Genomic DNA, 22,113 nt, shown 5'->3' with positions numbered 1-22,113 from the left:
GGTCTCCGGCGGGGTCAAGGCGTGGCCGCGTGCAGGCCCGGGGTCATGCGCCGCAGCGGCAGCGAATGGCCGCCGTCGGGCATCGCCATCAGGCACGACACGGGATGGCCGGCCAGTTCGTCGGCCAGCACGGGGGTGCGGCGCTCGCAGACCGGCTCGGCGCGGGCGCAGCGCGGATGGAAGCTGCACCCGGACGGCGGATTGATCGGGTTGGGCGGGTCGCCCGCCAGCGGCGCGGCCAGCGTGCGGTGGTCCGGGTCCATCGACGGCATCGACGCCAGCAGCGCGCGCGTGTACGGGTGCGAGGGATTGGCGTAGATCGACTCGGTATCGCCAATCTCCACCACCTTGCCCAGGTACATCACCATCACGCGGTCGCAGAGGTAGCGGATGACGTTGAGGTCATGGCTGATGAAGACGTAGGTCAGGTCGAACTCGGCCTTGAGGTCAAGCAGCAGGTTCAGCACCTGGGCTTCCACGGATTTGTCGAGCGCGGACACCGCTTCGTCCAGGATCACCAGCCGGGGCCGCAGCGACAGCGCGCGGGCGATGTTCACGCGCTGGCGCTGGCCGCCGGACAGTTCGTGCGGATAGCGCCCGGCAAAGCGCGCCGGCTCCAGTCCCACGCGCTCCAGCAGGTAGCGCGCCCGCTCGGTGGCCTCCCCCGCCGGCAAGCCGTGCACGCGCGGCGTGAAAGCGATCGATTCCTCGATGGTCAGGCGCGGGTTCAGCGACGAGTAGCTGTCCTGGAACACCATCTGCACCTGGCTGCGGAACGCCTTCATCGGCAACTGGGGCGAGCCCACGCCCTGGGCGTCGAAGATCAGTTCGCCGCTGTCGTGGGCGGTGAGCTGCATCAGCAGCCGCGCGGTGGTGGACTTGCCGCAGCCGGACTCGCCGACCACGCCGAGGGTTTCGCCCTTGAGCACGTCGAAGCTGACGCCGTCCACGGCGCGGACCTCGCCAGCCTTGCGGAACGGGATGGCCGACTTGAGCGGGAAATGCTTGACGAGATCGCGCGCGATCACGAGCGGCTGGGCCGGGCCGCCAATGTCACGGGCGTGGGCAGGCGCTGTGAGAAGTTCGCTCATGTTCATTCCTTGATTTCCATGGCCGAGCGGATGCCGTCGGCCAGCAGGTTGAACGAGATCGAGGTCAGGAAAATCATCGCGCCGGGCAGGGCGGCGACCCAGGGCTGGGTGTAGATGGCGGTGCGCAGGGTGTTGAGCATCAGGCCCCACTCGGGCTCGGGCGGCTTCACGCCGAGGCCCAGGAAGGAGAGCCCGGAGGCCAGGATCATCGACACCGAAATCAGACTCGTCGCATAGACGAAGATCGGCCCAAGTACGTTATTCAGCACATGGGCGCGCACGATGGTCAGCGAGCTGGCCCCCGAGGCGCGCGCCGCATCGACGAACTCGCGGTTGCGTACCTGCGTGGTCACGCTCTCCGCCACCCGCACGATCTGCGGCACGAAGACGATGGTCAGCGACAGCAGCGCGTTGCCCACGCCGGCGCCCAGCGTGCCGGACAGCGCGATGGCCAGCAGCACCGACGGGAAGGCGTAGAGGATGTCGGTGAGCCGCATGATGATGGTGTTGGTCCAGCCACCTGCGTAGCCGGCCACGATGCCGAGTGCGCTGCCGATCACAAACGCCAGCAGCACGGGCGTGATGCCCATGAACAGCGACAGCCGGCCGCCCAGCATCAGGCGCGAGAGCAGGTCGCGGCCCAGTTCGTCGGTGCCGAGCGGATAGCCTGCGGTGCCGATCGGCTTGAGCCGCTTGAGGATGGAGGACGCGTACGGGTCTGCCGGCATCAGCGCCGGGGCGAAGATCGCCATCACCACCAGGGCGATCAGGATCAGCGCGGCGGCCATCGCCAGCTTGTTGCGCAGCAGGCGGCGGCCCACGGTGGCCCAGTAGCCGGGCGAGCGCGCCACGGGCAGCGGCGCCACGGCCTTGTTCAGTGCGATCTGCATGGGGGCCTCCTTAGTTGCGCTGGATGCGGGGGTCGAACAGCGTCTGCAGCGCGTCCACCAGCAGGTTGAGCAGGACGAAGAACACGGCCAGCACGAGGATCGTGCCCTGCAGCAGCGGGAAGTCGCGCTGGAAGATGGCCGAGTTCAGCAGGAAGCCGGTGCCGGGCCACGAGAACACGGTCTCGATCAGGATCGACCCGCCGAGCAGGTAGCCGAGCTGGAGGCCCATCACGGACAGCGCGGTCGGCGCCACGTTCTTGACCACGTGGCGGAACACGGCCACGTCCGACAGGCCGCGGGCGCGCAGGCCGACGATGAACTCGTTGGACAGGATTTCGGCCACCAGCGCCCGGATCGTGCGGGCGACGATGCCCATCGGGATCACCGACATGGTGATGGCCGGCAGCAGCATGTACTGGAAGTGCTCCCAGTCCCACGCCCAGTCGCCCGAGCCGCCCGGGCCGGCGCCAGTGGCAGGCAGCCAGCCGAGCAGCACCGAGAAGGCGATGACCAGCACCATGCCGAGCCAGTAGTGCGGAATGCTGACGCCGAGCACGGACAGGAACGAGGCGATGCGGTCGGCGATGGAATCGCGCATATAGCCGGCCACGAAGCCGAACAGGCAGCCGAAGGTGAAGCCGATCAGCGTGGCCACGGTGGCCAGCCGGATCGAGTTGATCACGGCGGTGGACACCTCGCTCATCACCGGCCGGTTGGTGGCGATGGAGGTCCCCAGGTCGCCATGGAGCGCGCGGGTCAGCCAGTGCAGAAATTGTTCGAGGAACGGTTTGTCGAAACCGTACAGCGCGGTCAACTGGCGCCGGAGGTCTTCGGAGGCATCGGGCGGCAGCACCGAGACGAGGGGGTCCCCGGGGGCGATGTGGACCAGCGAGAAGCAGAGCAGGGCAACCCCAAGCAGGATAGGCAGCGCATAGAGAATGCGGCGAAGCAGGTAAGTCATGGTCTGTGGCCGGCTGGTGTGGGGGGTATTTCTCCCCTCTCCCGGTGGCGGGAGAGGGGGCACGGCAAGCGTCAGTCCATCGACATCGTCGCAATATCGATAAACCAGCTCTGGGGCTGCACCACGCCCTTGACCTTCTTCGAGATGGCGCGCGGGCCCACGTCATGGGCGATCAGCACGAACGGCGACTCTTCCACGATGCGCGCGTGCAGCTTGGCCAGCGCGGCGTCACGGGACTTTTCGTCGAACGAGGTGCGGGCGTTCTCGATCAGCTTGTCGAACTCCGCATTGCCGAAGAAGCCCCAGTTGTTCGAGACCGGCGGCTGCGTCTTGGTGCTGACGAAGCGGACCATCGCGAAGAACGGGTCCATCGCCGCGAAGCTGACGTTGATGGCGTTGGCGCCGTGCGCGCTGGCGTCCTTGGCGCCGATGCGCCAGTTGGTGAACAGGGTGTTCCACTCCACGACGTCGAAGTCCACGTCGAAGAAGCACTCCTTCAGGTTCTGCTGCACGTACTCGTTCATCGGCAGCGGCTGCATCTGGCCCGAGCCGGACGCCGACACCTGCACCTTCACCTTGAGCGGCTTGGCGGCCGAGTAGCCGGCTTCGCCCATCAGCTTGCGGGCGGCGTTGGCGTCGTACTTGATGTCGAACGTGGGGTTGCCCCACCACGGGTTGCCGGCTTCCACGATGCCCTTGGCCTCGGCCATGTAGCCGCCCAGCAGCGTCTTCAGGCCCGCGCGGTTCACGCAGAGGTTGGCGGCCTGGCGCACGCGCTTGTCCAGCCACGGCGAATTCGGGGCGAAGGAGAGCTGCCACGGCCACATGTGCGGCTGGGCGTTGGCGTAGACCTCGAAGCCGCGGCTCTTGATCTGGGCGATGGCGTCAGGCGCGGGGGCCTCGATCCAGTCGACCTGGCCCGACAGCAGCGCGGCCGTGCGGGCGTTGGCCTCGGGCATCGGCACCATCACCACCTTGTCGATCTTGGGCACGCGCTTGCTGTCCCAGTAGCTGGCGTTCTTGGCCAGCTCCAGGCGCTCGCGCGGCACGAAGCGGGTCATCTTGAACGGGCCGGTGCCGGAGGCGTCGGCGGCAAAGGCTACCCAGGCCTGCTTGCTGCGTTCGGCCGCATCGGTCACCGAGGCCGGCACGGCGGCGAACTTCTTCTCCCACTGCGTGGGCGAGGCCATGAACAGGTTCGAGATGTTGTACGGCAGGAACGAGTCCGGCTCGGACGTGACCAGTTCCACGGTCAGGTCGTCGATTTTCTTCGCGCTGCGCAGTGTGGGCATGCGCGAGGCGGTCACGCCCACCTGGCTCGCATCGAACTGCTTGGCGGTCTTGTCGAGCACCTTGTTGACGTTCCAGACCACGGCGTCGGCGTTGAAGGCGGAGCCGTCGTGGAATTTCACCCCGGGGCGCAGCTTGAAGGTCCACTTGGTCTTGTCGGCGGCGTCCACCTTCCACTCGGTGGCGAGGTCGGGAATCAGCAGGCTGGGGCCGTTGCTCTTGGAGAGGTCCCATTGCGTCAGGGCGTCGTACATCGGGATGCCGGTGAAGCGGTTGCCCTCGAAGCCCTGGTCGGGCTGGCCGAGCGTGCGCGGGATGTCGGCAGCGGTCATGCCGATGCGCAGCGTCTTCTCGGCCATGGCGGCGCCGGGCAGGGCGAGCAGCGAGAGGGCCAGGACTGCGGCGGAGAAACCTTTCGCGTGGGCGGACGTTTGGTGGTTCACAGGCAATGCTCCTGAGTGGGGGAAGGGCTGCCTTCGGTCTAGCAAGTCATGTGCCAGTCGCGTCGCCCCGGCGCGTGGTCTGGTTCTTGCACCGGGCCGTGGTCATTCATCATTCACTCACGAAGCAGACAAGGCAGACATGGATTCGAAAGTTCTTCCCCGCATCAATGGCGCGCGCCTGTGGCAATCGCTCATGGATCTGGGCGCGATCGGCGCCACGGCCAAGGGCGGCGTGTGCCGCATCGCGCTGACCGAAGAAGACCGCAAGGGGCGCGACCTGGTGGTGCAGTGGTGCCGCGAGGCGGGGCTGGACGTGCGCGTGGACGAGATCGGCAATGTCTTTGCGCGCCGCGCGGGCACGGACCCGTCCGCGCGCGCCGTGGCCACGGGCAGCCATATCGACACCCAGCCCTCGGGCGGCAAGTTCGACGGCAACTTCGGCGTGCTGGCGGGGCTGGAGGTCATGCGCACGCTCAACGACCTCGGCATCCAGACGCGCGCGCCGCTGGAAGTGGCGTTCTGGACCAACGAGGAAGGCACCCGCTTCACGCCGGTGATGATGGGCTCGGGCGTGTTTGCCGGCGTGTTCGATGCCGACGAGGCGCGCCGCCAGCAGGACCGCGAAGGCGTGAGCGTGGGCGATGCGCTGGCCGCCATCGGTTACCACGGGGCCCAGCCTGCCGGCGATGTGCCGGGCGGCATGTTCGCGGCCTACTTCGAGGCCCATATCGAGCAGGGACCGGTGCTGGAGGCGGCCGGGCTGCCGATTGGCGTGGTGTCCGGCGCGCTGGGCCAGCAGTGGTACGACGTGACCGTGACCGGGCAGGACGCCCACGCCGGCCCGACCCCGCTGGCGCTGCGCCACGACGCGTTGCTGGCCACGGCGCGGATGATCGAGGCGGTGAACCGCATCGCCCGGGACGCCGCGCCGCATGGCCGGGGCACCGTCGGCTATGTCGAGGTCAAGCCGAACTCACGCAACGTGATTCCGGGGCGGGTGGACTTCACGGTGGACTTCCGCAACCTGTCGCAGGACGGGCTGGACCGCATGGACGCGGCGATGCGCGCGGCCTTCGCCGGCATTGCCGACGCGGCGGCGGTGAGCGTGGCGATTCGCCAGGTGGTCAAGTTCGAGCCCTGCCTGTTCGCCCCGGCCTGTGTGGACAGCGTGCGGCGCGCGGCGGCGGCGCTGGGGCTGCCGAGCATGGACGTAGTGAGCGGGGCGGGGCATGACGCCGTCTACGTGGCGCAGCGCGCCCCCACGGGCATGATCTTCGTGCCTTGCAAGGACGGCATCAGCCATAACGAGCTGGAGGATGCGCTGCCCGAGCACATCGAGGCCGGCGCCAACGTGCTGCTGTTGGCGATGCTGGAGCACGCGCGCTGATCGCCGGCGGCAGCTTCAGTGCCCGATCGACCTTGAAATCGCCCACGCGCACTCGATGACGAGGGGTCCCAGCTTGCGCTGGGCCTCCGCCATCGTCCACCGGCTGGCCGGCGGCGACACATGCACCGCCCCCACCGCCACCCCCTGGCTGTTCACGATGGGCGCCCCCACGCCCATATCGCCCAGAAACAGCTCCTCCTCGTTGCAGGCATAGCCCAGGCCCCGGCACGCCACCACCTGCGCCAAGATCGCGTCCACATCGGTCAGCGTAGCGGGGGTGCGCGGCGCGCGCGTGGAGGCCTCCAGCATCGCGCGCACCTGCGCATCGGGCAGCGTGCTCAAGTAGGCGCGGCCGGAACTCGTGCAGTACATCGGAATCCGCATGCCCACTGGTGTCAGCACGGGCATGTGCTTGGCGGTCATCAGTTGCGCCACGTAGACCATGTCCAGCCCCACGGGCTCGGTCAGGTTGGCCGTCTCGCCGCTGGCGTTGGCCAGCTGGGACAGGTAGGGGCTGGCAATGGGAATCAGCGCATCGGCGGCCAGGTAGTTGTAGCCGATCTCCATCACCTTCGGCGTCAGGCGGAAGCGGCGGGTCTGCGGGTGCTTGTCGATGTAGCCGAGGGTTTCAAGCGTATGGACCGTGCGCTGGGCCGAACTCTTGGTCATGCCGGTGAGCCCGGCTACTTCGGAGAGCGTCAGCGTGCGGTGGACGGCGCTGAAGGCGCGCAGGACTTCGAGCCCTTTTTCGAGCGATTGATTGAACAGCGGATCGGCGGACATGGGAGACGGACGGCGGGGTGGATCACCAGGGTTCGGCACCATCGTCGTGACATCCTGCACCACGATGGCTGCATATTGCACCAAGATACGCACGAATCGATTATCGATTTCATAACGTCCCGCCATGATACCCGGCGCCCCTGTGACTGGCGCGTCTCTAGTGTTTACCCCTAGGATTTTCCGGGTTGTGTCCAGTGAAATATCACACTAGTATCACTGCAACTTCAACGAACGTTGAGACGAAGCGAGCAATCCGTGGCGAACCCTATTCGACTGGTCGGCGGTGCCGACCCCCAGCCGGCAACTCCTCCTGCAACGCCCCCCGCGCCCCCCACGCCAGCCCAGAGCGGCGCGGCCCTGCGCGAGCAGGCGTACACGGAGATCAAGCGCCGCATCATCGCGTGCGAGTTCCGTCCCGGCGAGCCGCTGATCGAGGCCCAGGTGGCCGCGCTGCTCGGCCTGGGCCGCACGCCCGTGCACCAGGCGCTGCATCGGCTCGAAGTGGAAGGGCTGGTGTCCATCCTGCCGCGCAAGGGCGTGCTGGTGACGCCGCTGTCGCTGAACGAAGTGCTCGACATGATCGAGGTGCGCGCCACCAACGAGATGCTGTGCGCCACGCTGGCCTGCGAGCGCGGGCACGACAGCGACTTCAAGGCCATGCGCGACATCGTGGACCGCTCGCCCGACCTGATCGCCCGCCGCGACATCCCCGCGCTGGCCTCGCTCGACCTCAAGTTCCATACCGCCATGTCCGCCGCCTCGCGCAACCGCGTGCTGGCCGAACTGCTGCGCGGCCTGCATGAGAAGCAGGCGCGCTTCTGGTTCCTCTCGCTGTCCGATCCCCAGCACCTGGAGAACGTCTACCAGGAGCATCTGGAGATCGTTGACGCGCTCGAGCGCCGGGACATCCCGGCCGTGCGCCAGGCGATTCGCGAACATATCGACGAATTCCGGAAGAACATCATCCGGACCCTCTGACCGACCCTTTTCCCTCGTAACCAGGTAGTACGCCATGCCGACACTGCACCTCCAGGTAGCCGGCGGGGGCCCGCTCGCCCTCGACGTCCAACGACTCATCATTGCCGGCTGGACTGGCCGCGACGCCGCCGCCGTCCAGCATCACATCGAAGAACTGCAGGCGCTGGGCGTGAAGCCGCCCGCCACCGTGCCGACGTTCTACCCGCTGGCCGCCTCGCTGCTGACCACCGATGATGTCCTTGAGGTGCCGCGCGACGACTCGTCGGGCGAGACCGAATTCGTGCTGCTGCAGGGCGCGGACGCGCTGTACATCGGCATCGGCTCGGACCATACCGACCGTAAGGTCGAAGCCTATGACGTGACCGTCTCCAAGCAGATGTGCGGCAAGCCGATGGGCCGCGAGGTCTGGCGCTTCGACGATGTGGCCGACCACTGGGACCAGCTGGAAATGCGCTGCTGGCGCGTGCGCGACGGCCAGCGCGCGCTGTATCAGGAAGGCAAGGTCACGCGCCTGCTGGACCCGCGTGACCTGGTGCAACGCCTGACCGGCGAGTCGCAACTGCCGCCGGGCACCGCCATGTTCTGCGGCACCCAGGCCGTGATTGGCGACCTGGGCCACGGCGACGCCTTCGAGGTGGAGCTGCACGATCCGGTGCGCAATCGCACGTTGCGCCATGCGTACCGCGTGGCGTCGCTGGAGGTGGCGGAATGAGCGCCGCCCCGACCATCGCCGCGCTGGCGGCCTCGCTGGCGGCCGGGCGCACGACCAGCGTGACACTGACCGAAGACGCGCTGGCGCGGATCGCCCATCACCAGCGTGCCGGCGGCGTCGCCTTCCTGCACGTGGATGCCGAAGGCGCGCTGGCGCAGGCCCGCGCGGCGGACCAGGCGCGCGCCGCCGGGCTCGTGGCATCGCCGCTGGCCGGCCTGCCGGTGTCCATCAAGGATCTGTTCGATGTGCGCGGCCAGATGACGCGCGCCGGATCGGTGGCGCTCGACGGCACCGCCCCGGCCCAGGCCGATGCGCCCGCCGTGGCCCGCCTGCGCGCGGCTGGCGCGGTGCTGATCGGCCGGACCAATATGAGCGAGTTCGCGTTCTCGGGCCTGGGGCTGAACCCCCACTACGGCACGCCGCGCACCCCGTTCGACGCCGAGCGTATCGCCGGCGGCTCTACCTCGGGCGGCGCGGTCAGCGTGGCCGAGGATATGGCCGTGGCGGCGCTGGGCACCGATACGGGCGGCTCGATCCGCATTCCGTCGGCATTCTGCGGACTGACCGGCTTCAAGCCGACCGCGCGCCGCGTGCCGCTGTCCGGCGCGGTGCCGCTGTCCACCTCACTCGATTCGGCCGGCCCGCTGGCGCGCTCGGTGGCCTGCTGCGTGGCGGTGGACGCCGTGCTGAGCGGCGAGACGCTCGACACCCGGCCCGCCGACCTGTCCGGCTTGCGCCTCTACGTCACGCGTGACTTTGTGATGGATGGCGTGGAGGCCGAGGTGGCGCAGGCGTTCGAGGCCACGCTGTCGCGGCTGTCGGCCAAGGGTGCGCAAATCGTCACATTCGATTTCCCCGAACTGCGTCGCCTGCCCGAGATCAACGCCGGTGGCGGCCTGACCGCCGCCGAGTCGTGGACCTGGCACCGCGAGCTGCTGGCCAGGCAGGGCGACCGCTACGACCCGCGCGTGGCCCAGCGTATCCGTCGCGGCCAGCAACAAAGCGCCGCCGACTACATCACGCTGCTGGCCGAGCGCGCCGCCATGCAGGCACGCGCCGCCGAGCGCCTGCGCGATGCCGATGCCTGGCTGATGCCGACCGTGGCGGTGCGCCCGCCGCGCCTGGATGCGCTGACGCGTGACGAGGACTTCTTCGCCACGAACGGCCTGGTGCTGCGCAATCCGAGCGTGCTCAATTGGCTCGACGGCTGCGCGGCGTCCCTGCCGATGGGGCAGGGCATCGGCCTCGGCATCTGCGGCCTGCACGGGCATGACGCCCGCGTGCTGCAGGTGGCCGGCGCCATCGAGCAGGGCCTGGCGTAAGCCGGGCAGCAGCAAATCGGCCGGATTCCCACGGCCGCGGCCATGCGCTCCAGCACAACACAGCGCAAGCCAGAGGGCGCCGCCAATGTAGCGGCGCCCCGCCCACCACACCCAAGGAGTAGTCACCGATGTCTTCCGTGATGACCGGCGCCCCTGGCGCCCTGGAGAGCCTGCCGCCCGCGGAATTGGCTCAGCAACGCAACGAGGCGTACCGCAAGATCACCGTGCGCCTGATCCCATTCCTCGTATTCCTGTTCATCCTGGCCTGGATCGACCGCGTCAACGTGGGCTTCGCCAAGCTCCAGATGCTCCAGGACCTGCAGTTCAGCGAGGCCGTGTACGGCCTGGGCGCGGGGATTTTCTTCATCGGCTACTTCCTGTTCGAGGTGCCGAGCAACCTGCTGCTGGAGAAGATCGGCGCGCGCAAGACGCTGGCGCGCATCACCATTCTTTGGGGCCTGGCCTCGATGGCGATGATCTTCGTCAAGACGCCGGGGCAGTTCTACGCGCTGCGCTTCCTGCTGGGGATTTTCGAGGCGGGCTTCTTCCCGGGCGTGGTGCTGTACCTGACCTACTGGTTCCCGGCTGACCGCCGCGCCCGCATCAACGGCCTGTTCATGACCTCGTTTGCGATTGCCGGCGTGATCGGCGGCCCGCTGGCCGGCTTCATCATGAGCGCGATGGACGGCGTGGACGGCCTGGCCAACTGGCAGTGGCTGTTCGTGATCGAGGGGATTCCGTCGGTGCTGGCCGGTGTGGCGGTGCTGATGTTCCTGCCCGAGAAGCCGGTCAACGCCAAGTGGCTGACGGCCACCGAGCAGACGCTGGTGACACGCGAGGTGGAGGCCGAGGCGCGTGACCCGGCCAAGCATTCAGCGCTCAAGGACGCCTTCTCCAATTCGCGGGTCTGGATTTGCGCGGCGATCTACTTCTGCGTGGTGAGCGGCAACGCCACCATCGCGTTCTGGTCCCCGTCGATCATCAAGGAACTGGGCGTCAAGGGCAACCTGCAGATCGGGCTGATCTCGGCGATTCCGTTCGTGGCCGGCACCATCGCCATGGTGCTCAACGGCATCCACTCGGACCGCTCGGGCGAACGCCGGATGCACTGCGCGATGGCCACGCTGCTGGCGGCGGTGGGCCTGACGCTGACCGGCATGTGGCTGCACAGCGCTACGCTGGCGCTGGTGGCGCTAACCATCGCCTCCGTCGGCATCCTGGCCGCCTTCCCGGTGTTCTGGTCGCTGCCGTCGGCCTTCCTGGCCGGCACGGCGGCGGCGGGCGGTATCGCGCTGATCAACTCCATCGGCAACCTGGCCGGCTTCGTGGCGCCGTACATGATCGGCTGGTTCAAGACCAACACGGGCCAGCTGTCGTCGGGCCTGTATTTCGTGGCGGCGCTGGAAGCCTGCGCCACGGTGCTGGTGCTGGCTTTCATCCGCACCCGCCGCTAGGCCCCAACCGGGGCCGGATGGGGCGCAGGCCGGGGCAGGGGGCTGGATTCCCGCTTCGGCTTGCGCTACAATCCGCAGCCTTGTCGACCGTTGGAAGAAGTTACGCCAGCGGCACGGCCGGCATCCGACGGCAGATCATGAAAGGCGGGCAGTTCCAGCCGCCTTTTTTGCTTTGTCGAGGATGCGCAGCGCCAACCGACAACACGCGGCCGCCCGCCAGGGCAACCGCCGCAAGGACCGCGAGGGTGGCGAAATTGGTAGACGCACCAGGTTTAGGTCCTGACGCCAGCAATGGTGTAGGGGTTCGAGTCCCCTCCCTCGCACCAAATCGCCGATATTAGTGAATTTTGGCATTGTTTTGCCGATATTTGAGCGAGGTTAGCCAACTACTGGCTCGAAACCCCCACCAGATTCGCACGAATTCCACGCGAATCGCCTGTCAGGCCGCGCATTCTGTAGCTAAAGGTACAAAGAAGCTAGCTACTTTGTGCTTGTATTGAGTGCGTGATGTAGGGGAATGGATCCCCTCCCTCGCGTTGAGCGCGTCGCCGATCGAATCGCCAGGTCCGTTCCCATCCGTGAAAGCTGGGTACTAGAATGCGCATGGTTGACCCGCCAGTTCTGTCACGTCGAGGCGCTCGTTGCTCTTTCGGGCAATCCGAGGCGAAGTGACGAATTAGAAATAGCACGCTCGATGTCACTGCGAAATCTGCGCAGACGTTGCCATATGGCCGAGGTCGGGTGCAGATTCAACCATCGCCTATTGATTCGCGAGCGTCTGCTGTGCAGTCAGGAACTGACCCTGGCCTTGGCCACAGTCATTGGTCGGGATGCGCGTTCCCAAAGGTGCCAATGAGCGTCAGCCGCCTGGGGCACCGTCCCGTCCTCCGACCATTCATGCGTGATGCTGTCCAACGAACAGGCGAGAACTTGAAAGCCTCTCAATCCCGCTTGCGAGCGATCAGGAAGGCATCCTCTTCCATCTCGTTCTCGTAGTAAATATGCCCATATGATGGAAACACGACCATCACTCCCCTTTTAAGGTATCCCCAAGCAGATTCAGGATCGCTGGGCATGTAGACACCCGCGTCGATATCGCACACGACGACTCCTCCTCTGTCGTCGCCAAGCCCAACGACATCCCCGACCCTGACTTCTTGATCGTCTGCATATTTCATAGGGTGTACCGCTTCCAGAGAACCTAGTCAGCGTTGCGCGATATCAGCCACAGATCGGGATGTTCTTCGGGAAAATGCACTAGCCCCATGCTGGGAAAATCGATCATCACCCCAGTCTTCAAAAATTTCCAATCGTCCGCCGATTGCTCTGCGGAAGACTCATCCGTATCTATTGAGCACATCACGATGCCTTCATCGGTGGAACCCAGACCTACCATATCGCCGACTTTTACCGCTTGACCATCAACGTATTTCATTGTCATTCGATGCCAGTGGGTTGCAGTAGGGTGACTTTACTGTGCGGATTTCGGGGGAGCGCAATAGCTATGCCTCGCCTCCAGAGTTCCGCAGTTCGTTGATCCTTTCCCATACGTCTGGCAGGATCGCGTTCTGCCACACGCCCTGCAGCAGCGTTCTAAATACCGGCTCACTAAGGCACAGTTGTTCTACCCATGGCGAGACTTCCCTGCCGTGGTATGCAAGTAGGTCCTCGAGAGGGCCAGCAGCCAAACTTGCAAGCCTTGCCATGTCGTTCTTGTCAGTCCGAGACCAAATCAAGGAAATCGCATCCCAGCACGTTTGAGGCTCATGTCGAGCCGTATCTCCAAGATACTCAATCACCCAGAAGAACTCTTCGCCAGCGTCGGCTCGGTGTGTATAGTCTCCAATCTCATCATGGGCGCGATGAAACGCAAACCATGCGTCGGAGATGTCATTGAGGCTTGGCTTCATCATTGCGTTCATTCATTGCACGGGGCAAGCGGGCGGAGGCAAAGAAACAAAGTAACCCGGGCGCGGATAAAAGCGAGATACCTGCGGCGCCTTTCAGTAAACGTTGTTGTGCGCCATGCCCTGGATTGGTGGAACCCGAGAACGACTCGATAGTCATCGATCACAGCGCAAATGGCGGCGGCCGCACCAGGCAGCATCAGCACACGTAATCGCAGCTCCAGCATTGCCCCGAGCCATCTGGATAGAACGTCGACCCGCAATTTGGGCATGCCGCAGCTTTGCCCATCGGCCGATAGGGTTCCCAGCCCAGCCTAAGATGCTGAATCGCTGCAGCCTCTTCAGCGCTTCCGGCCTCAATGTCGAACATTAATCGCTCACAGTAGGAATCGAGTGAGCCGTCGACAAACTTCGGCTGCTCAATTCCTTCGCTCATGGTGATCTGACACCCGTCCAGGGAACTCCATACGGAGAAGACACGTTTATTCATGTGGTCGAATTGCCCAAACAGTCTTCGGCGGTCGTACACTGCCTTGCTGGTTATGAATCTATCAAAAATGTGAGATTTGAGCTTGCCGGCGACGTGGGGTGTGGTTGTGAAGCGACTCGATGGGAACTCGTCGTCTAAGGCAAGCCGCAGTCGAGGCTGATGGGGAGTCCCCCGAGCACGCGAAAGGGCGGTATGGCTCTCGCGTTCGGCAGGGGCTCGGTGGCATGGTGGTAAAGGCAGGCACTGCTGCTTGGGACATCAGCACTAACACCGCCGCGGGTGTGTTCGGCGCCGCTATCGCTAAGTACTACGGTCTCTCCTAAGCATTCGCACGCAAATCGCACGAAGGGCTCGAATCACCCGGAAACCCGCATGCTGTAGCGGTTTGTGACGGGGTTCGAGTCCCCTCCCTCGCACCAATCATCATTTGTGGGTTATTCGCCACAATTTCCTGCCTCACGCCGGCTACCCAGCCAACGCGGGTCGTCCCCTGCGTCGCGGCACAACCGGCCCCCTAACGAGACCGGTCACCCCCCTCAATTCAACGGAAAGCGCTTCGCCAACGCCGTGAACCGCTCATCTTCCTTGCGCACCTGTGCCGCGAATTCCTCTGGCGTATTCACCAGCGGCTCGGCGCCAACGGCCGTGATCGCTTTTTGCAGTTCGGCATGACCCATGGCTTCGCGCACGGCGGCGTAGATGCTCTGGGTGACGGCTGGCGGCGTGTCTTTGGGTGCGAACAGGCCGAACCAGGTGGTGTACTCGTACTGCGGCATGCCGGTCTCCACCACGGTGCGCACATCCGGCGCCTCGCTGAACCGATGGGTGCCCTGGTTGGCGACGATCTTCAGCGTGCCGGCCTTCTGGTGCGGCAGCGCCGAGGCCACGCCGGTCACGGCGAAGTTCACGTTGTTGGCGATCATGTCGGTGATGATGGCCGCGGTTCCCTTGTAGTTGACCACGATCAGGTTGGGCAGCGCTTCCGCCTTCAATTGCTGGCCGAAGAGCTTGGCGACGTTTTCGCCCGTGCCCATGGAGCAGGGCGTGGCGGCTGTCTTGCAGTACTTGATCAGTTCGGGCAGGGAGGTTGCGGGGAATTTTCCGTTGGCAACGATTACGCCCGGCGATTGCGCGATGTTGGTGACGGGTACCAGGCTGGTCAGCGGATCGGAGCCCGTGAACGAGGGCGCGTGCTTGGTGAGGACGATGGCCGGCGTTTGGAGCAGCAGCGTGTAGCCGTCGGGCTTGGCCTCGGCGACCTTGCGCGTACCGATCAGGCCGTCGGCCCCAGGCAGGTTGACCACCAGCACGGGCTGGCCCCATTGTTCGCCGAGTAGCTTGGCCGTCGCGCGCGCCGAGGCGTCGGTGCCGCCGCCCGGCACATAGGGCACGACGATGGTGACGGGGCGATTGGGCTTCCACGCCGTCTGCGCCAGCGCGGGAGTGACCGCGCCCCAGGTGACGGCTGCCAGGGCGATGGCGCGCAGCAGCGGGCCCTGACAGGCGTGGCGGCGGGGGTTGTTGTGGGTGATCGGCATGTTGGGTCTCCTCCTATGATTTTCTAATGTTGATCGACGGGTCAGCGCGCCCAGCGCTTCTCGAAGTCCCAGACTTCTTCGAAGCCGATCAGCTTGCAGAACTCGTTGAAGTCCGCCATGGGAATCTCGGGCGATAGGCTGGTGCCCGCATCCTTGAGGTGGCGCAGGGACTTCTCCATTGCGGCGGCGGCGACCAGGCTGGTCATGGCGGGGAAGATGGCGAGCGAGTAGCCGATCTCCTTGAGCACGCTGGCTGGCAGGATCGGCGTCTTCCCGCCGTCAGCCATGTTGGCCATCATGGGCAGGTCGAAGGCTTCGCAGGCGCGGCGCATTTCTTCCTCGGACTGGGGCGCCTCGAAGAACAGGATGTCTGCGCCAGCCTTCGCGTAGGCCTCCATGCGGCGCATGGCATCGTCCACGCCGAGGCTGGCGCGGGCATCGGTACGGGCGATGATGAGGAAATTCTCCTTGTCCTGGCGGGCTTCCGACGCGACCTTGATCTTCTCGACCATGTCCTCGATCGGCACGCAGCGCTTGTAGGGCGTGTGGCCGCACTTCTTGGGAAATTCCTGATCCTCGATCTGGATGGCGGTGACCCCGGCTTCCTCATAGCCGCGCACGGTGTGGTGCACGTTGAGCAGGCCGCCGTAGCCGGTGTCCGCGTCGGCGATCAGGGCCGCCTTTGAGGTACGGGTGATGGTGCGCATGCGGTCCACCATCTGCGTATAGGTCGCGATGCCCGCATCGGGCAGGCCCAGGCTGGAGGCGGTGAGCCAGTAGCCGGAGCCGTAGATGATGTCGAAGCCGACCTTGTTGGTCATGACGGTGGCGATCATGTCCTGCACGCCGGGGATGACGATGAACTCGCCGGCAGCAAGCTTTTGTCGGAGGATGGGATTGGCCATGGCGGCTCCAGAAGGCAAGAAAATGAAGGGAAGTGCGGCTTAGTCCATCGAGGCCAGCCACGGCTGGTCGCGCTGCACGCGTGCCTCATAGGCGCGCAGCGCCGCGTCATGACGCAGGGTTCGGTCTACCTCGTCCTCGGCGGACAGCAACTGCTCCGCATGCCCGTCGGCGAGCGTGACGGGGATGACGCTGCCATCGGGAAGCTGCAGGCTGCGTTCGGCCACCCGCAGGTGCAGCGGCGCATCTGCTGCCCCGGCGAGTGCTTGCAAGAGGCGCGCATGATCCGCCGGCGTCACGGTGGCGGCCACCACGCCGTTCTTCACGCAGTTGTTGCGGAAGATGTCGCCAAACGACAGCGCCACCACGGCCTGCACGCCGTAGTCCGACAAGGCCCAGACGGCATGCTCGCGCGACGAGCCGCAACCGAAGTTCTGCAATGCGACCAGCACCTGCGGCGGCGCCGGTTGGGCCATGAAGGCGACTTCCGGGCGGCCTTCGGCCAGCCAGTCGGCAAACAGGTGCGCCCCCATGCCGGTGCGCTGTACCAGGCGCAGGAAGCGTCCCGGGAAGATGGCATCGGTGTCGATGTCGTCGCGCTGCATGACCGCGGCGCGGCCTTGGATTTCTGCGATAACGGCTTTCATGCGAGGTACTCCCGGGGGTCGGTCAAGCGTCCTTGCAGGGCGGATGCCGCGACGGCGGCGGGGCTCATCAGGTGGGTACGGCCGCCTTGTCCCTGCCGGTTCTCGAAGTTCCGGTTGGAGGTGGAAGCGCAGCGCTCGCCCGGCGCGAGGCTGTCGCCATTCATGCCGATGCACATGGAGCAGCCCGATTCCCGCCACTCGAAGCCCGCGTCGACAAAGACTTTCGCCAGGCCCTCGGCCTCGGCCGCGCGCTTGACGCTGCCCGAACCCGGAACCACGAGCGCGCGTACGCCCTTGGCCACGTGGCGGCCACGCACCACGTCGGCGGCGGCGCGCAGATCTTCCAGTCGGCCATTGGTGCAGGAGCCGATAAAGGCCACATCGATCGGCACCGACGACAGCGCCTGGCCGATCTTGAGGCCCATGTAGGCAAGGTTCTCTTCCAGGCGGTTGCGCTCGGCGTCCTCGCCGAGCATGGCGCCGTCGCCGACGTTGCCGGAGAACGCAGCGCTGTCGGCTGGCGTGGTGCCCCAGGTGACGAGCGGGGAGACGGTGGCGGCATCGAACGCCACGCTGCGGTCGTAGTCGCCCGCCGCATCGGTGCGCAGCGCGCTCCATGCCTGCGCGGCCTGCTCGAAATGCTCGCGCGCGGCGCCCTGTACGCGGTCGCGCAGGTAGGCGAGGGTGGTCGCATCCGGTGCGATCAGGCCGAAGCGTGAGCCGGCCTCGATGGTCATGTTGCAAAGCGTGAGCCGCGCCTCCATCGACAGCGCATCGACCATCGGGCCGAAGTATTCGACGCCGTAGCCATTGCCGCCGCTGGTGCCGATGTGATGGATGATGGCCAGCGCCAGGTCCTTGGCGTAGACGCCCCTGGCCAGCGCGCCCGAGATGGCGATGCCCATCGTGCGCGGCTTGCGCATCCACAGGCTCTGGGTGCTCATGACATGGGCGACTTCCGAGGTGCCGATGCCCCACGCCAGCGCGCCCAAGGCGCCCAGCGTGGCGCTGTGCGAGTCGCCACAGACCACGGTGCTGCCCGGCAGCACGTAGCCCAGTTCCGGTGCGATGACATGGACGATGCCCTGCAAGGGGTGGTCCAGGTCGAACAGGCGCATGCCGGTGGCCTGCGCATTGCGCCGCAGGGTGGCGATCTGCTCGCGGCTTTCCGCGTTGGGGATGTGCGTCAGGCGGTCTGCCGTGGTCGGTACGTTGTGATCCTGCACGGCGATGTGGCGCGGCGAGGAGCGCAGCGCATGACCGGCCTCGGCCATGCTGGCGAAGGCCTGCGGGCTCGATACCTCCTGCACCAGGTGCCGGTCGATATAGATCAGGTCCTCGCCGGCATCGTTACGGGCAACCGCATGGGCCGCCCAGATCTTGTCGAATAAGGTTGTCATGGTGTGGGGTCACTCCGCATGGGCGGTGGTGGTGCCACCGCCCAAAGTCAATCGAGCTTGATGTGGGCAGCCTTGACGATTGCCTTGTTCTTGTCCAGGTCACGCACGATCTCGCGGCCATAGGCATCAGGCGTGCCCGGCGTGGCGACGATGCCGAGCGATGCCAGGCGCTCACGCATGGCGGGGTCGTTCAACACCTTCTGCAGCGCAGCGCTGAGCTTGTCGATCACAGGCTTCGGCGTGCGGGCAGGGGCCATCAGGCCAACCCAGGAACTGATCTCGAAGTCCTTCATGCCGGCCTCGATCAGCGTCGGTACGTTCGGCAACGAGGGCGCGCGCTCGCGCGACGTCACGGCCACCGCGTCGACCTGGCCGCTCTTGACGAAGGGCATGGCGCCGGTGACCGCTGCGAACGTCACGGGCAGGTTGCCCCCGACCACATCCAGCAAGGCCTGGCCGCCACCCTTGTACGGCACATGAGTCATCGGGATGCCGGTGCGCTGGTGGAACATCTCGCCGGCCAGGTGGGTGGTGCTGCCGTTGCCCGCGCTACCGTAGGACATGCCTCCAGCCACGGTCTTGGCGTAGTGCTGCAAGTCCGCAACGTTCTTGATGCCCAGCTTCGGATTGGCGGCGATCATCAGCACGGCGTCACCGATCTTGCCGATGGGCGTGAAGTCCTTGACCGGGTCGAAGGGCACCTTGGCATAGACATTGGGGTTGATCACCAGCGTGCCGTCATAGCCGAGCAGCAGCGTGTAGCCATCGGGGTCCGCCTTCGCCACCATCTGCGTGCCGATATTGCCGCCAGCGCCGGGCTTGTTATCCACCACGATCTGCTGGCCAAGCTGCTGGCCGAGCTTCTCCGCCACGATGCGGGCGCTGGTGTCGGTCACGCCGGCATTGGCGAAGGGCACGATCAGGCGGATTGGCTTGTTGGGATAGTCGGCTTGCGCATGCGCGGCGGATATGCCGCAAGCGGTCAATGCCAGGGTGGCGCCGAGCAGGCGGCGGCGGGCTTGGGCGGACAGGCTGAGAGGCTGTTTCACGATGGTTGTCTCCGGTCTTTGTTGTGGGGAAGGCATCGACGTGCCTTTTCTATGACGATTGCAGTGGAACTTCGAATGCGGTGTGGCTCAGGCTTGTGGGTCGCGGGCGCGACGGTTGGCGGCAAACGCCATCAGGTGTTCGTCGCGCCAGGCCCGTCGCGCTTCCAGATCGGACTGCGGCAGGTGCTCGCGGCGTTGCGCCTCCACGTCCCGGATCAGCGCCGGGTCCCAAGGTGTCTCGTGGCCGCGTGAATCCGCGATGCGCTGGTACAGCGGGCCCAGCCGCACCGCATAGTCGGCCACGCCGCCCGGCGCGTTCAGGTCGATGGTTTCGAACGGCCCCATGAATGACCAGCGCCAGCCCAGGCCGTCGCGTATGGTCTTGTCGATGTCCTCGCAACTGGCCACGCCTTCCTGCGCCAGCGCCCACGCTTCGCGCAACAGCACGGCCTGCAGCCGGTTCAGCACGAAGCCTTCCACTTCCTTGCGCACGTGGACCACGGTCTGGCCCACGGCCCGCATCAGGGCGTCGGCAAAGCTGACCGTGCCCGGCGCCGTTTCGGGCGAAGGCACCAGTTCAACCACCGGGACCAGATAAGGCGGATTGACCGGGTGTGCGATCAGCACGCGCGGCGAGAGGGGCAGGCCCAGGGCAAACGCCGATCCGGGGATGCCGGACGTGGAGCTGCCTACGACCATATCGGGCGAGGCCAGCGCGTCGAGATCCACCATCAGTTGGCGTTTCACCTCCACGCGTTCGAGCACCGACTCCTGCACATAGGCCACGCCTTCCACGGCCTCGGCCAGCGTGGCAACCGGCTTGATGCGGGCCAGCACCGTGGCGGCGTCTTCGTCGATCAACCCGTGCCGCTGCAAACCGGACAGTTGTGCTGCGATAAGCGGCACGGCCTTGCGCGTGATCTCGGGATTGGCGTCGAACATCTTGACGTGCAGGCCGGCACGGGCAAAGACGATGGCCCAGCCGGCGCCTACCAGACCGGCGCCGACGATTGCTACAGGGCGGCCGGCGCAGAGCGCCTGGATGTCGGGGGAATCGGTCATGTTGTCTTGCGTCTCCTGTTATGTGGCGTCGCGCACGCGTACGGTGCCGCGCTCAACCAACACGCAGGGCACATCCACGCTGCTCGCCATGACTTGTCCGCCGATCTGCTCGAACAGCAGGGTCCGCGTGGCGTGCACCATCTGCTCCACGTTCTGCTGCACGGTCGTCAGGTCGAAGGACGGCCACGCGGCTTGCGGCACGTTGTCGAAGCCCACCACGGAAACATCGCGCGGCACTTGCATGCCCAGTTCGGCACGCAGGGTCTCCAGCGCGGCGATGGCCATGTGGTCATTGGCGGCGAACAGCGCGTCCGGGCGGTTGTCGGGGTCACGGAACAGCGCGAGCACCGCGCGCCGCGCTTCGGCGAAGTCGTAGTCGCCGACGCCCCGGGCATGCAGCGGCAGGCCGGCTGCAGCGAGGGCATCGCATAGCCCGGCCTCGCGGTCGCGGCTGGTCGATGCGTTCTCCGATCCGGCCAGCCAGGCAATGCGGCGGTGGCCGGTGCGCACCAGCAGTTCTCCAACGAGCCGGCCGCCCGCGCGGTTCTGCGAGGTGACCGAGCTGGTCGAGTAGCCGCCCATGGGTCCGACCTGCGCCACCCGGTTGAACAGCACCACGGGAATGCCGGCGTTGATGCAGTCATTGGCGAGCGCCGACGACAGCGTCGTAGAGGCCATCACGATGCCATCGACCTGGTACTGCAGGATGTCCGCCAGGACGTTGTCAGCTTCTTCCGTCTCGCTGATAAACAGCAGTACGTGATAGCCATCCTGCTGTAGTGCCTGGCACAGGCGTTCGATGACCACCGGGTAGAACTGGTTCTCCAGGTAGCTCATGACCAGCCCGATGATCCGGCTGCGGCGGGTGATCAAGCTGCGGGCGATGGCATTCGGCCGGTAGCCCAGCTTGCGGGCGGCGGTCTCGATCCGTTCACGGGTCTCGGGCGCTACGCTGGCGCCGGGCGTGAACGTGCGGCTGACGGCGGACTGCGAGACCTCCGCCAGGCGGGCCACATCATGGGCGGTGACTTTTTTCATGCCGCGGTCCATCCCCCGTCAAGCATCAGCGCGCTGCCCGTCATCAGGCTGGAGGCGTCGCTGGCGAGGAACACCACCGGGCCCATGATCTCGTCGATCCTGCCCAGCCGGCCCAGCGCGATCTTGTCGAGCACAAAGCGGCGGAACGATGCGTCCTCGAACATCGGCGCGGTGAGCGTGGTCTCGATAAAGGTGGGGCATAGCGTATTGACGCGGATGCCCGCCGGCCCCAGTTCCCAGGCCAGGGCCTTGCTCATGCCCTCCACCGCATGCTTGCTGGCGCAGTAGAGCGTGCGGCGGGGGCTGCCCACGTGCCCCATCTGCGACGAGACATTGATGAAGGAGCCGGGCAGGCCGGCTGCCTGCAGGCTGCGTGCCACTTCACGGGAGACATAGAAGGTAGCTTTCACATTCAACGCAAAGACCGCGTCGATGTCTTCGTCGGGCGTCTCGGTCAGCAACTTGGGGCGGTTCATGCCCGCGTTGTTGACGAGGATCTGGAAGGGTGGGCGGCTGCTGATCGCGCGCTTGACCGCTGCGGGGTCCGTGACGTCCAGCACCATGAAGTCGGCGCGGGCCCCTTGCGCGCGAATGGCGGCGCAAGCGGCTTCCAGCTCGGCACCCGACCGGGCCGCCAGGGTGACCTCGGCACCAGCCTGCGCCAGTGCCCCGGCCGCCGCTAAGCCCAGCCCCCGGCCTCCGCCGGTGACGAGGGCGCGCTTGCCGTCGAGACGAAAGCCGGTGAATGCCGGCAGTGGCGTCACGGCT

General features: G+C 66.1%; 21 protein-coding genes and 1 tRNA gene. 6 read left to right on the top strand and 16 right to left on the bottom strand.

Annotated elements, in window-relative coordinates:
• Positions 1-14 precede the first annotated feature (14 nt).
• The 4 genes from SB751_RS01190 to SB751_RS01175 form a co-directional block, all read right to left on the bottom strand.
• Positions 15-1,091: an ABC transporter ATP-binding protein gene (locus SB751_RS01190; RefSeq protein WP_410747731.1), complete on the bottom strand. Its 1,077-nt coding sequence runs from the start codon at positions 1,089-1,091 to the stop codon at positions 15-17.
• A gap of 2 nt (positions 1,092-1,093) precedes the next feature.
• Positions 1,094-1,981, bottom strand: a complete 888-nt coding sequence (locus SB751_RS01185) for an ABC transporter permease (RefSeq protein WP_144195696.1) — start codon at positions 1,979-1,981, stop codon at positions 1,094-1,096.
• Between the two features lie 10 nt (positions 1,982-1,991).
• Complete coding sequence (locus tag SB751_RS01180; RefSeq protein ID WP_144195694.1) at positions 1,992-2,942, bottom strand: ABC transporter permease; 951 nt, start codon at positions 2,940-2,942, stop codon at positions 1,992-1,994.
• A 71-nt stretch (positions 2,943-3,013) separates the two neighbouring features.
• Positions 3,014-4,591, bottom strand: coding sequence for an ABC transporter substrate-binding protein (locus SB751_RS01175; protein ID WP_244844784.1), 1,578 nt, complete (start codon positions 4,589-4,591; stop codon positions 3,014-3,016).
• Positions 4,592-4,814: 223 nt separating this feature from the next.
• Here SB751_RS01175 and SB751_RS01170 point away from each other — a divergent pair, with 223 nt between their 5' ends.
• Positions 4,815-6,062, top strand: coding sequence for a Zn-dependent hydrolase (locus tag SB751_RS01170; protein WP_144195690.1), 1,248 nt, complete (start codon positions 4,815-4,817; stop codon positions 6,060-6,062).
• 15 nt (positions 6,063-6,077) lie between these two features.
• Here SB751_RS01170 and SB751_RS01165 read toward each other — a convergent pair whose 3' ends face one another.
• On the bottom strand, positions 6,078-6,845 hold the full coding sequence (locus SB751_RS01165) for an IclR family transcriptional regulator (protein ID WP_144195688.1): 768 nt from the start codon (positions 6,843-6,845) through the stop codon (positions 6,078-6,080).
• A gap of 255 nt (positions 6,846-7,100) precedes the next feature.
• Between SB751_RS01165 and SB751_RS01160 the strand changes: the two genes are divergently transcribed.
• From SB751_RS01160 to SB751_RS01140, 5 genes are all read left to right on the top strand, one after another.
• A complete protein-coding gene (locus tag SB751_RS01160; RefSeq protein ID WP_144195686.1) occupies positions 7,101-7,823 on the top strand; it encodes a GntR family transcriptional regulator in 723 nt (240 codons plus the stop codon).
• Between the two features lie 34 nt (positions 7,824-7,857).
• Positions 7,858-8,535, top strand: a complete 678-nt coding sequence (locus tag SB751_RS01155; protein WP_410747730.1) for a DUF2848 domain-containing protein — start codon at positions 7,858-7,860, stop codon at positions 8,533-8,535.
• Entirely contained in the window at positions 8,532-9,857 is a 1,326-nt protein-coding gene (locus SB751_RS01150) for an amidase (RefSeq protein ID WP_410747729.1), read from the top strand. The genes SB751_RS01155 and SB751_RS01150 overlap by 4 nt, the downstream gene beginning before the upstream one ends.
• Before the next feature lie 128 nt (positions 9,858-9,985).
• The gene (locus SB751_RS01145; RefSeq protein ID WP_144195680.1) at positions 9,986-11,311 is read left to right on the top strand and encodes an MFS transporter; all 1,326 of its coding nucleotides are present in this window, start codon (positions 9,986-9,988) and stop codon (positions 11,309-11,311) included.
• Between the two features lie 239 nt (positions 11,312-11,550).
• Positions 11,551-11,637 (top strand) — tRNA-Leu (locus tag SB751_RS01140).
• Between the two features lie 615 nt (positions 11,638-12,252).
• Here the strand turns inward: SB751_RS01140 and SB751_RS01135 are convergent.
• The 11 genes from SB751_RS01135 to SB751_RS01085 all read right to left on the bottom strand — a co-directional run bounded on the left by SB751_RS01135 (position 12,253) and on the right by SB751_RS01085 (position 22,109).
• Positions 12,253-12,489 carry a hypothetical protein gene (locus SB751_RS01135; RefSeq protein WP_144195678.1) on the bottom strand — a complete coding sequence of 79 codons (237 nt, stop codon included), beginning with the start codon at positions 12,487-12,489 and terminating at the stop codon, positions 12,253-12,255.
• Positions 12,490-12,512: 23 nt separating this feature from the next.
• Positions 12,513-12,746 (bottom strand): hypothetical protein, encoded by a 234-nt coding sequence (locus SB751_RS01130; RefSeq protein ID WP_144195676.1) that lies wholly within the window; start codon positions 12,744-12,746, stop codon positions 12,513-12,515.
• Between the two features lie 67 nt (positions 12,747-12,813).
• A complete protein-coding gene (locus SB751_RS01125) occupies positions 12,814-13,233 on the bottom strand; it encodes a DUF6869 domain-containing protein (protein WP_144195674.1) in 420 nt (139 codons plus the stop codon).
• Positions 13,234-14,244: 1,011 nt separating this feature from the next.
• Positions 14,245-15,246 carry a Bug family tripartite tricarboxylate transporter substrate binding protein gene (locus SB751_RS01120; protein ID WP_410747728.1) on the bottom strand — a complete coding sequence of 334 codons (1,002 nt, stop codon included), beginning with the start codon at positions 15,244-15,246 and terminating at the stop codon, positions 14,245-14,247.
• 41 nt (positions 15,247-15,287) lie between these two features.
• Complete coding sequence (locus SB751_RS01115; protein WP_144195670.1) at positions 15,288-16,151, bottom strand: oxaloacetate decarboxylase; 864 nt, start codon at positions 16,149-16,151, stop codon at positions 15,288-15,290.
• A 39-nt stretch (positions 16,152-16,190) separates the two neighbouring features.
• Positions 16,191-16,796, bottom strand: coding sequence for a 3-isopropylmalate dehydratase small subunit (gene leuD / locus SB751_RS01110; RefSeq protein ID WP_144195668.1), 606 nt, complete (start codon positions 16,794-16,796; stop codon positions 16,191-16,193).
• Positions 16,793-18,196 carry a 3-isopropylmalate dehydratase large subunit gene (gene leuC, locus SB751_RS01105; protein ID WP_144195666.1) on the bottom strand — a complete coding sequence of 468 codons (1,404 nt, stop codon included), beginning with the start codon at positions 18,194-18,196 and terminating at the stop codon, positions 16,793-16,795. Before leuC ends, leuD begins: the two co-directional genes overlap by 4 nt.
• Positions 18,197-18,243: 47 nt before the next feature.
• Positions 18,244-19,245, bottom strand: coding sequence for a Bug family tripartite tricarboxylate transporter substrate binding protein (locus tag SB751_RS01100; RefSeq protein WP_244845059.1), 1,002 nt, complete (start codon positions 19,243-19,245; stop codon positions 18,244-18,246).
• An 87-nt stretch (positions 19,246-19,332) separates the two neighbouring features.
• Complete coding sequence (locus SB751_RS01095; protein WP_410747727.1) at positions 19,333-20,307, bottom strand: 3-hydroxyacyl-CoA dehydrogenase; 975 nt, start codon at positions 20,305-20,307, stop codon at positions 19,333-19,335.
• A gap of 18 nt (positions 20,308-20,325) precedes the next feature.
• Entirely contained in the window at positions 20,326-21,345 is a 1,020-nt protein-coding gene (locus SB751_RS01090; RefSeq protein ID WP_410747726.1) for a LacI family DNA-binding transcriptional regulator, read from the bottom strand.
• Positions 21,342-22,109: an SDR family NAD(P)-dependent oxidoreductase gene (locus tag SB751_RS01085; RefSeq protein WP_244845061.1), complete on the bottom strand. Its 768-nt coding sequence runs from the start codon at positions 22,107-22,109 to the stop codon at positions 21,342-21,344. The genes SB751_RS01090 and SB751_RS01085 overlap by 4 nt, the downstream gene beginning before the upstream one ends.
• Positions 22,110-22,113 lie beyond the last annotated feature (4 nt).

This window comes from Cupriavidus sp. SIMBA_020 (genome assembly GCF_046535395.1).
GTDB classification, from domain to species: domain Bacteria; phylum Pseudomonadota; class Gammaproteobacteria; order Burkholderiales; family Burkholderiaceae; genus Cupriavidus; species Cupriavidus campinensis.
Note: the sequence above shows the minus strand (reverse complement) of the source record. Positions and strands in the feature narration are given on the sequence as shown.

Bases quoted from the DNA above. Each gene is read 5' to 3' on its own strand.
- SB751_RS01170 (WP_144195690.1), top strand. From the start codon at position 4,815: ATGGATTCGAAAGTTCTTCCCCGCATCAATGGCGCGCGCCTGTGGCAA.
- SB751_RS01145 (WP_144195680.1), top strand. From the start codon at position 9,986: ATGTCTTCCGTGATGACCGGCGCCCCTGGCGCCCTGGAGAGCCTGCCG.
- SB751_RS01125 (WP_144195674.1), bottom strand. From the start codon at position 13,233: ATGAACGCAATGATGAAGCCAAGCCTCAATGACATCTCCGACGCATGG.
- SB751_RS01090 (WP_410747726.1), bottom strand. From the start codon at position 21,345: ATGAAAAAAGTCACCGCCCATGATGTGGCCCGCCTGGCGGAGGTCTCG.
- SB751_RS01150 (WP_410747729.1), top strand. From the start codon at position 8,532: ATGAGCGCCGCCCCGACCATCGCCGCGCTGGCGGCCTCGCTGGCGGCC.
- SB751_RS01165 (WP_144195688.1), bottom strand. From the start codon at position 6,845: ATGTCCGCCGATCCGCTGTTCAATCAATCGCTCGAAAAAGGGCTCGAA.
- leuD (WP_144195668.1), bottom strand. From the start codon at position 16,796: ATGAAAGCCGTTATCGCAGAAATCCAAGGCCGCGCCGCGGTCATGCAG.
- SB751_RS01120 (WP_410747728.1), bottom strand. From the start codon at position 15,246: ATGCCGATCACCCACAACAACCCCCGCCGCCACGCCTGTCAGGGCCCG.
- SB751_RS01115 (WP_144195670.1), bottom strand. From the start codon at position 16,151: ATGGCCAATCCCATCCTCCGACAAAAGCTTGCTGCCGGCGAGTTCATC.
- SB751_RS01095 (WP_410747727.1), bottom strand. From the start codon at position 20,307: ATGACCGATTCCCCCGACATCCAGGCGCTCTGCGCCGGCCGCCCTGTA.
- SB751_RS01175 (WP_244844784.1), bottom strand. From the start codon at position 4,591: ATGGCCGAGAAGACGCTGCGCATCGGCATGACCGCTGCCGACATCCCG.
- SB751_RS01180 (WP_144195694.1), bottom strand. From the start codon at position 2,942: ATGACTTACCTGCTTCGCCGCATTCTCTATGCGCTGCCTATCCTGCTT.
- leuC (WP_144195666.1), bottom strand. From the start codon at position 18,196: ATGACAACCTTATTCGACAAGATCTGGGCGGCCCATGCGGTTGCCCGT.
- SB751_RS01135 (WP_144195678.1), bottom strand. From the start codon at position 12,489: ATGAAATATGCAGACGATCAAGAAGTCAGGGTCGGGGATGTCGTTGGG.
- SB751_RS01130 (WP_144195676.1), bottom strand. From the start codon at position 12,746: ATGAAATACGTTGATGGTCAAGCGGTAAAAGTCGGCGATATGGTAGGT.
- SB751_RS01155 (WP_410747730.1), top strand. From the start codon at position 7,858: ATGCCGACACTGCACCTCCAGGTAGCCGGCGGGGGCCCGCTCGCCCTC.
- SB751_RS01185 (WP_144195696.1), bottom strand. From the start codon at position 1,981: ATGCAGATCGCACTGAACAAGGCCGTGGCGCCGCTGCCCGTGGCGCGC.
- SB751_RS01190 (WP_410747731.1), bottom strand. From the start codon at position 1,091: ATGAGCGAACTTCTCACAGCGCCTGCCCACGCCCGTGACATTGGCGGC.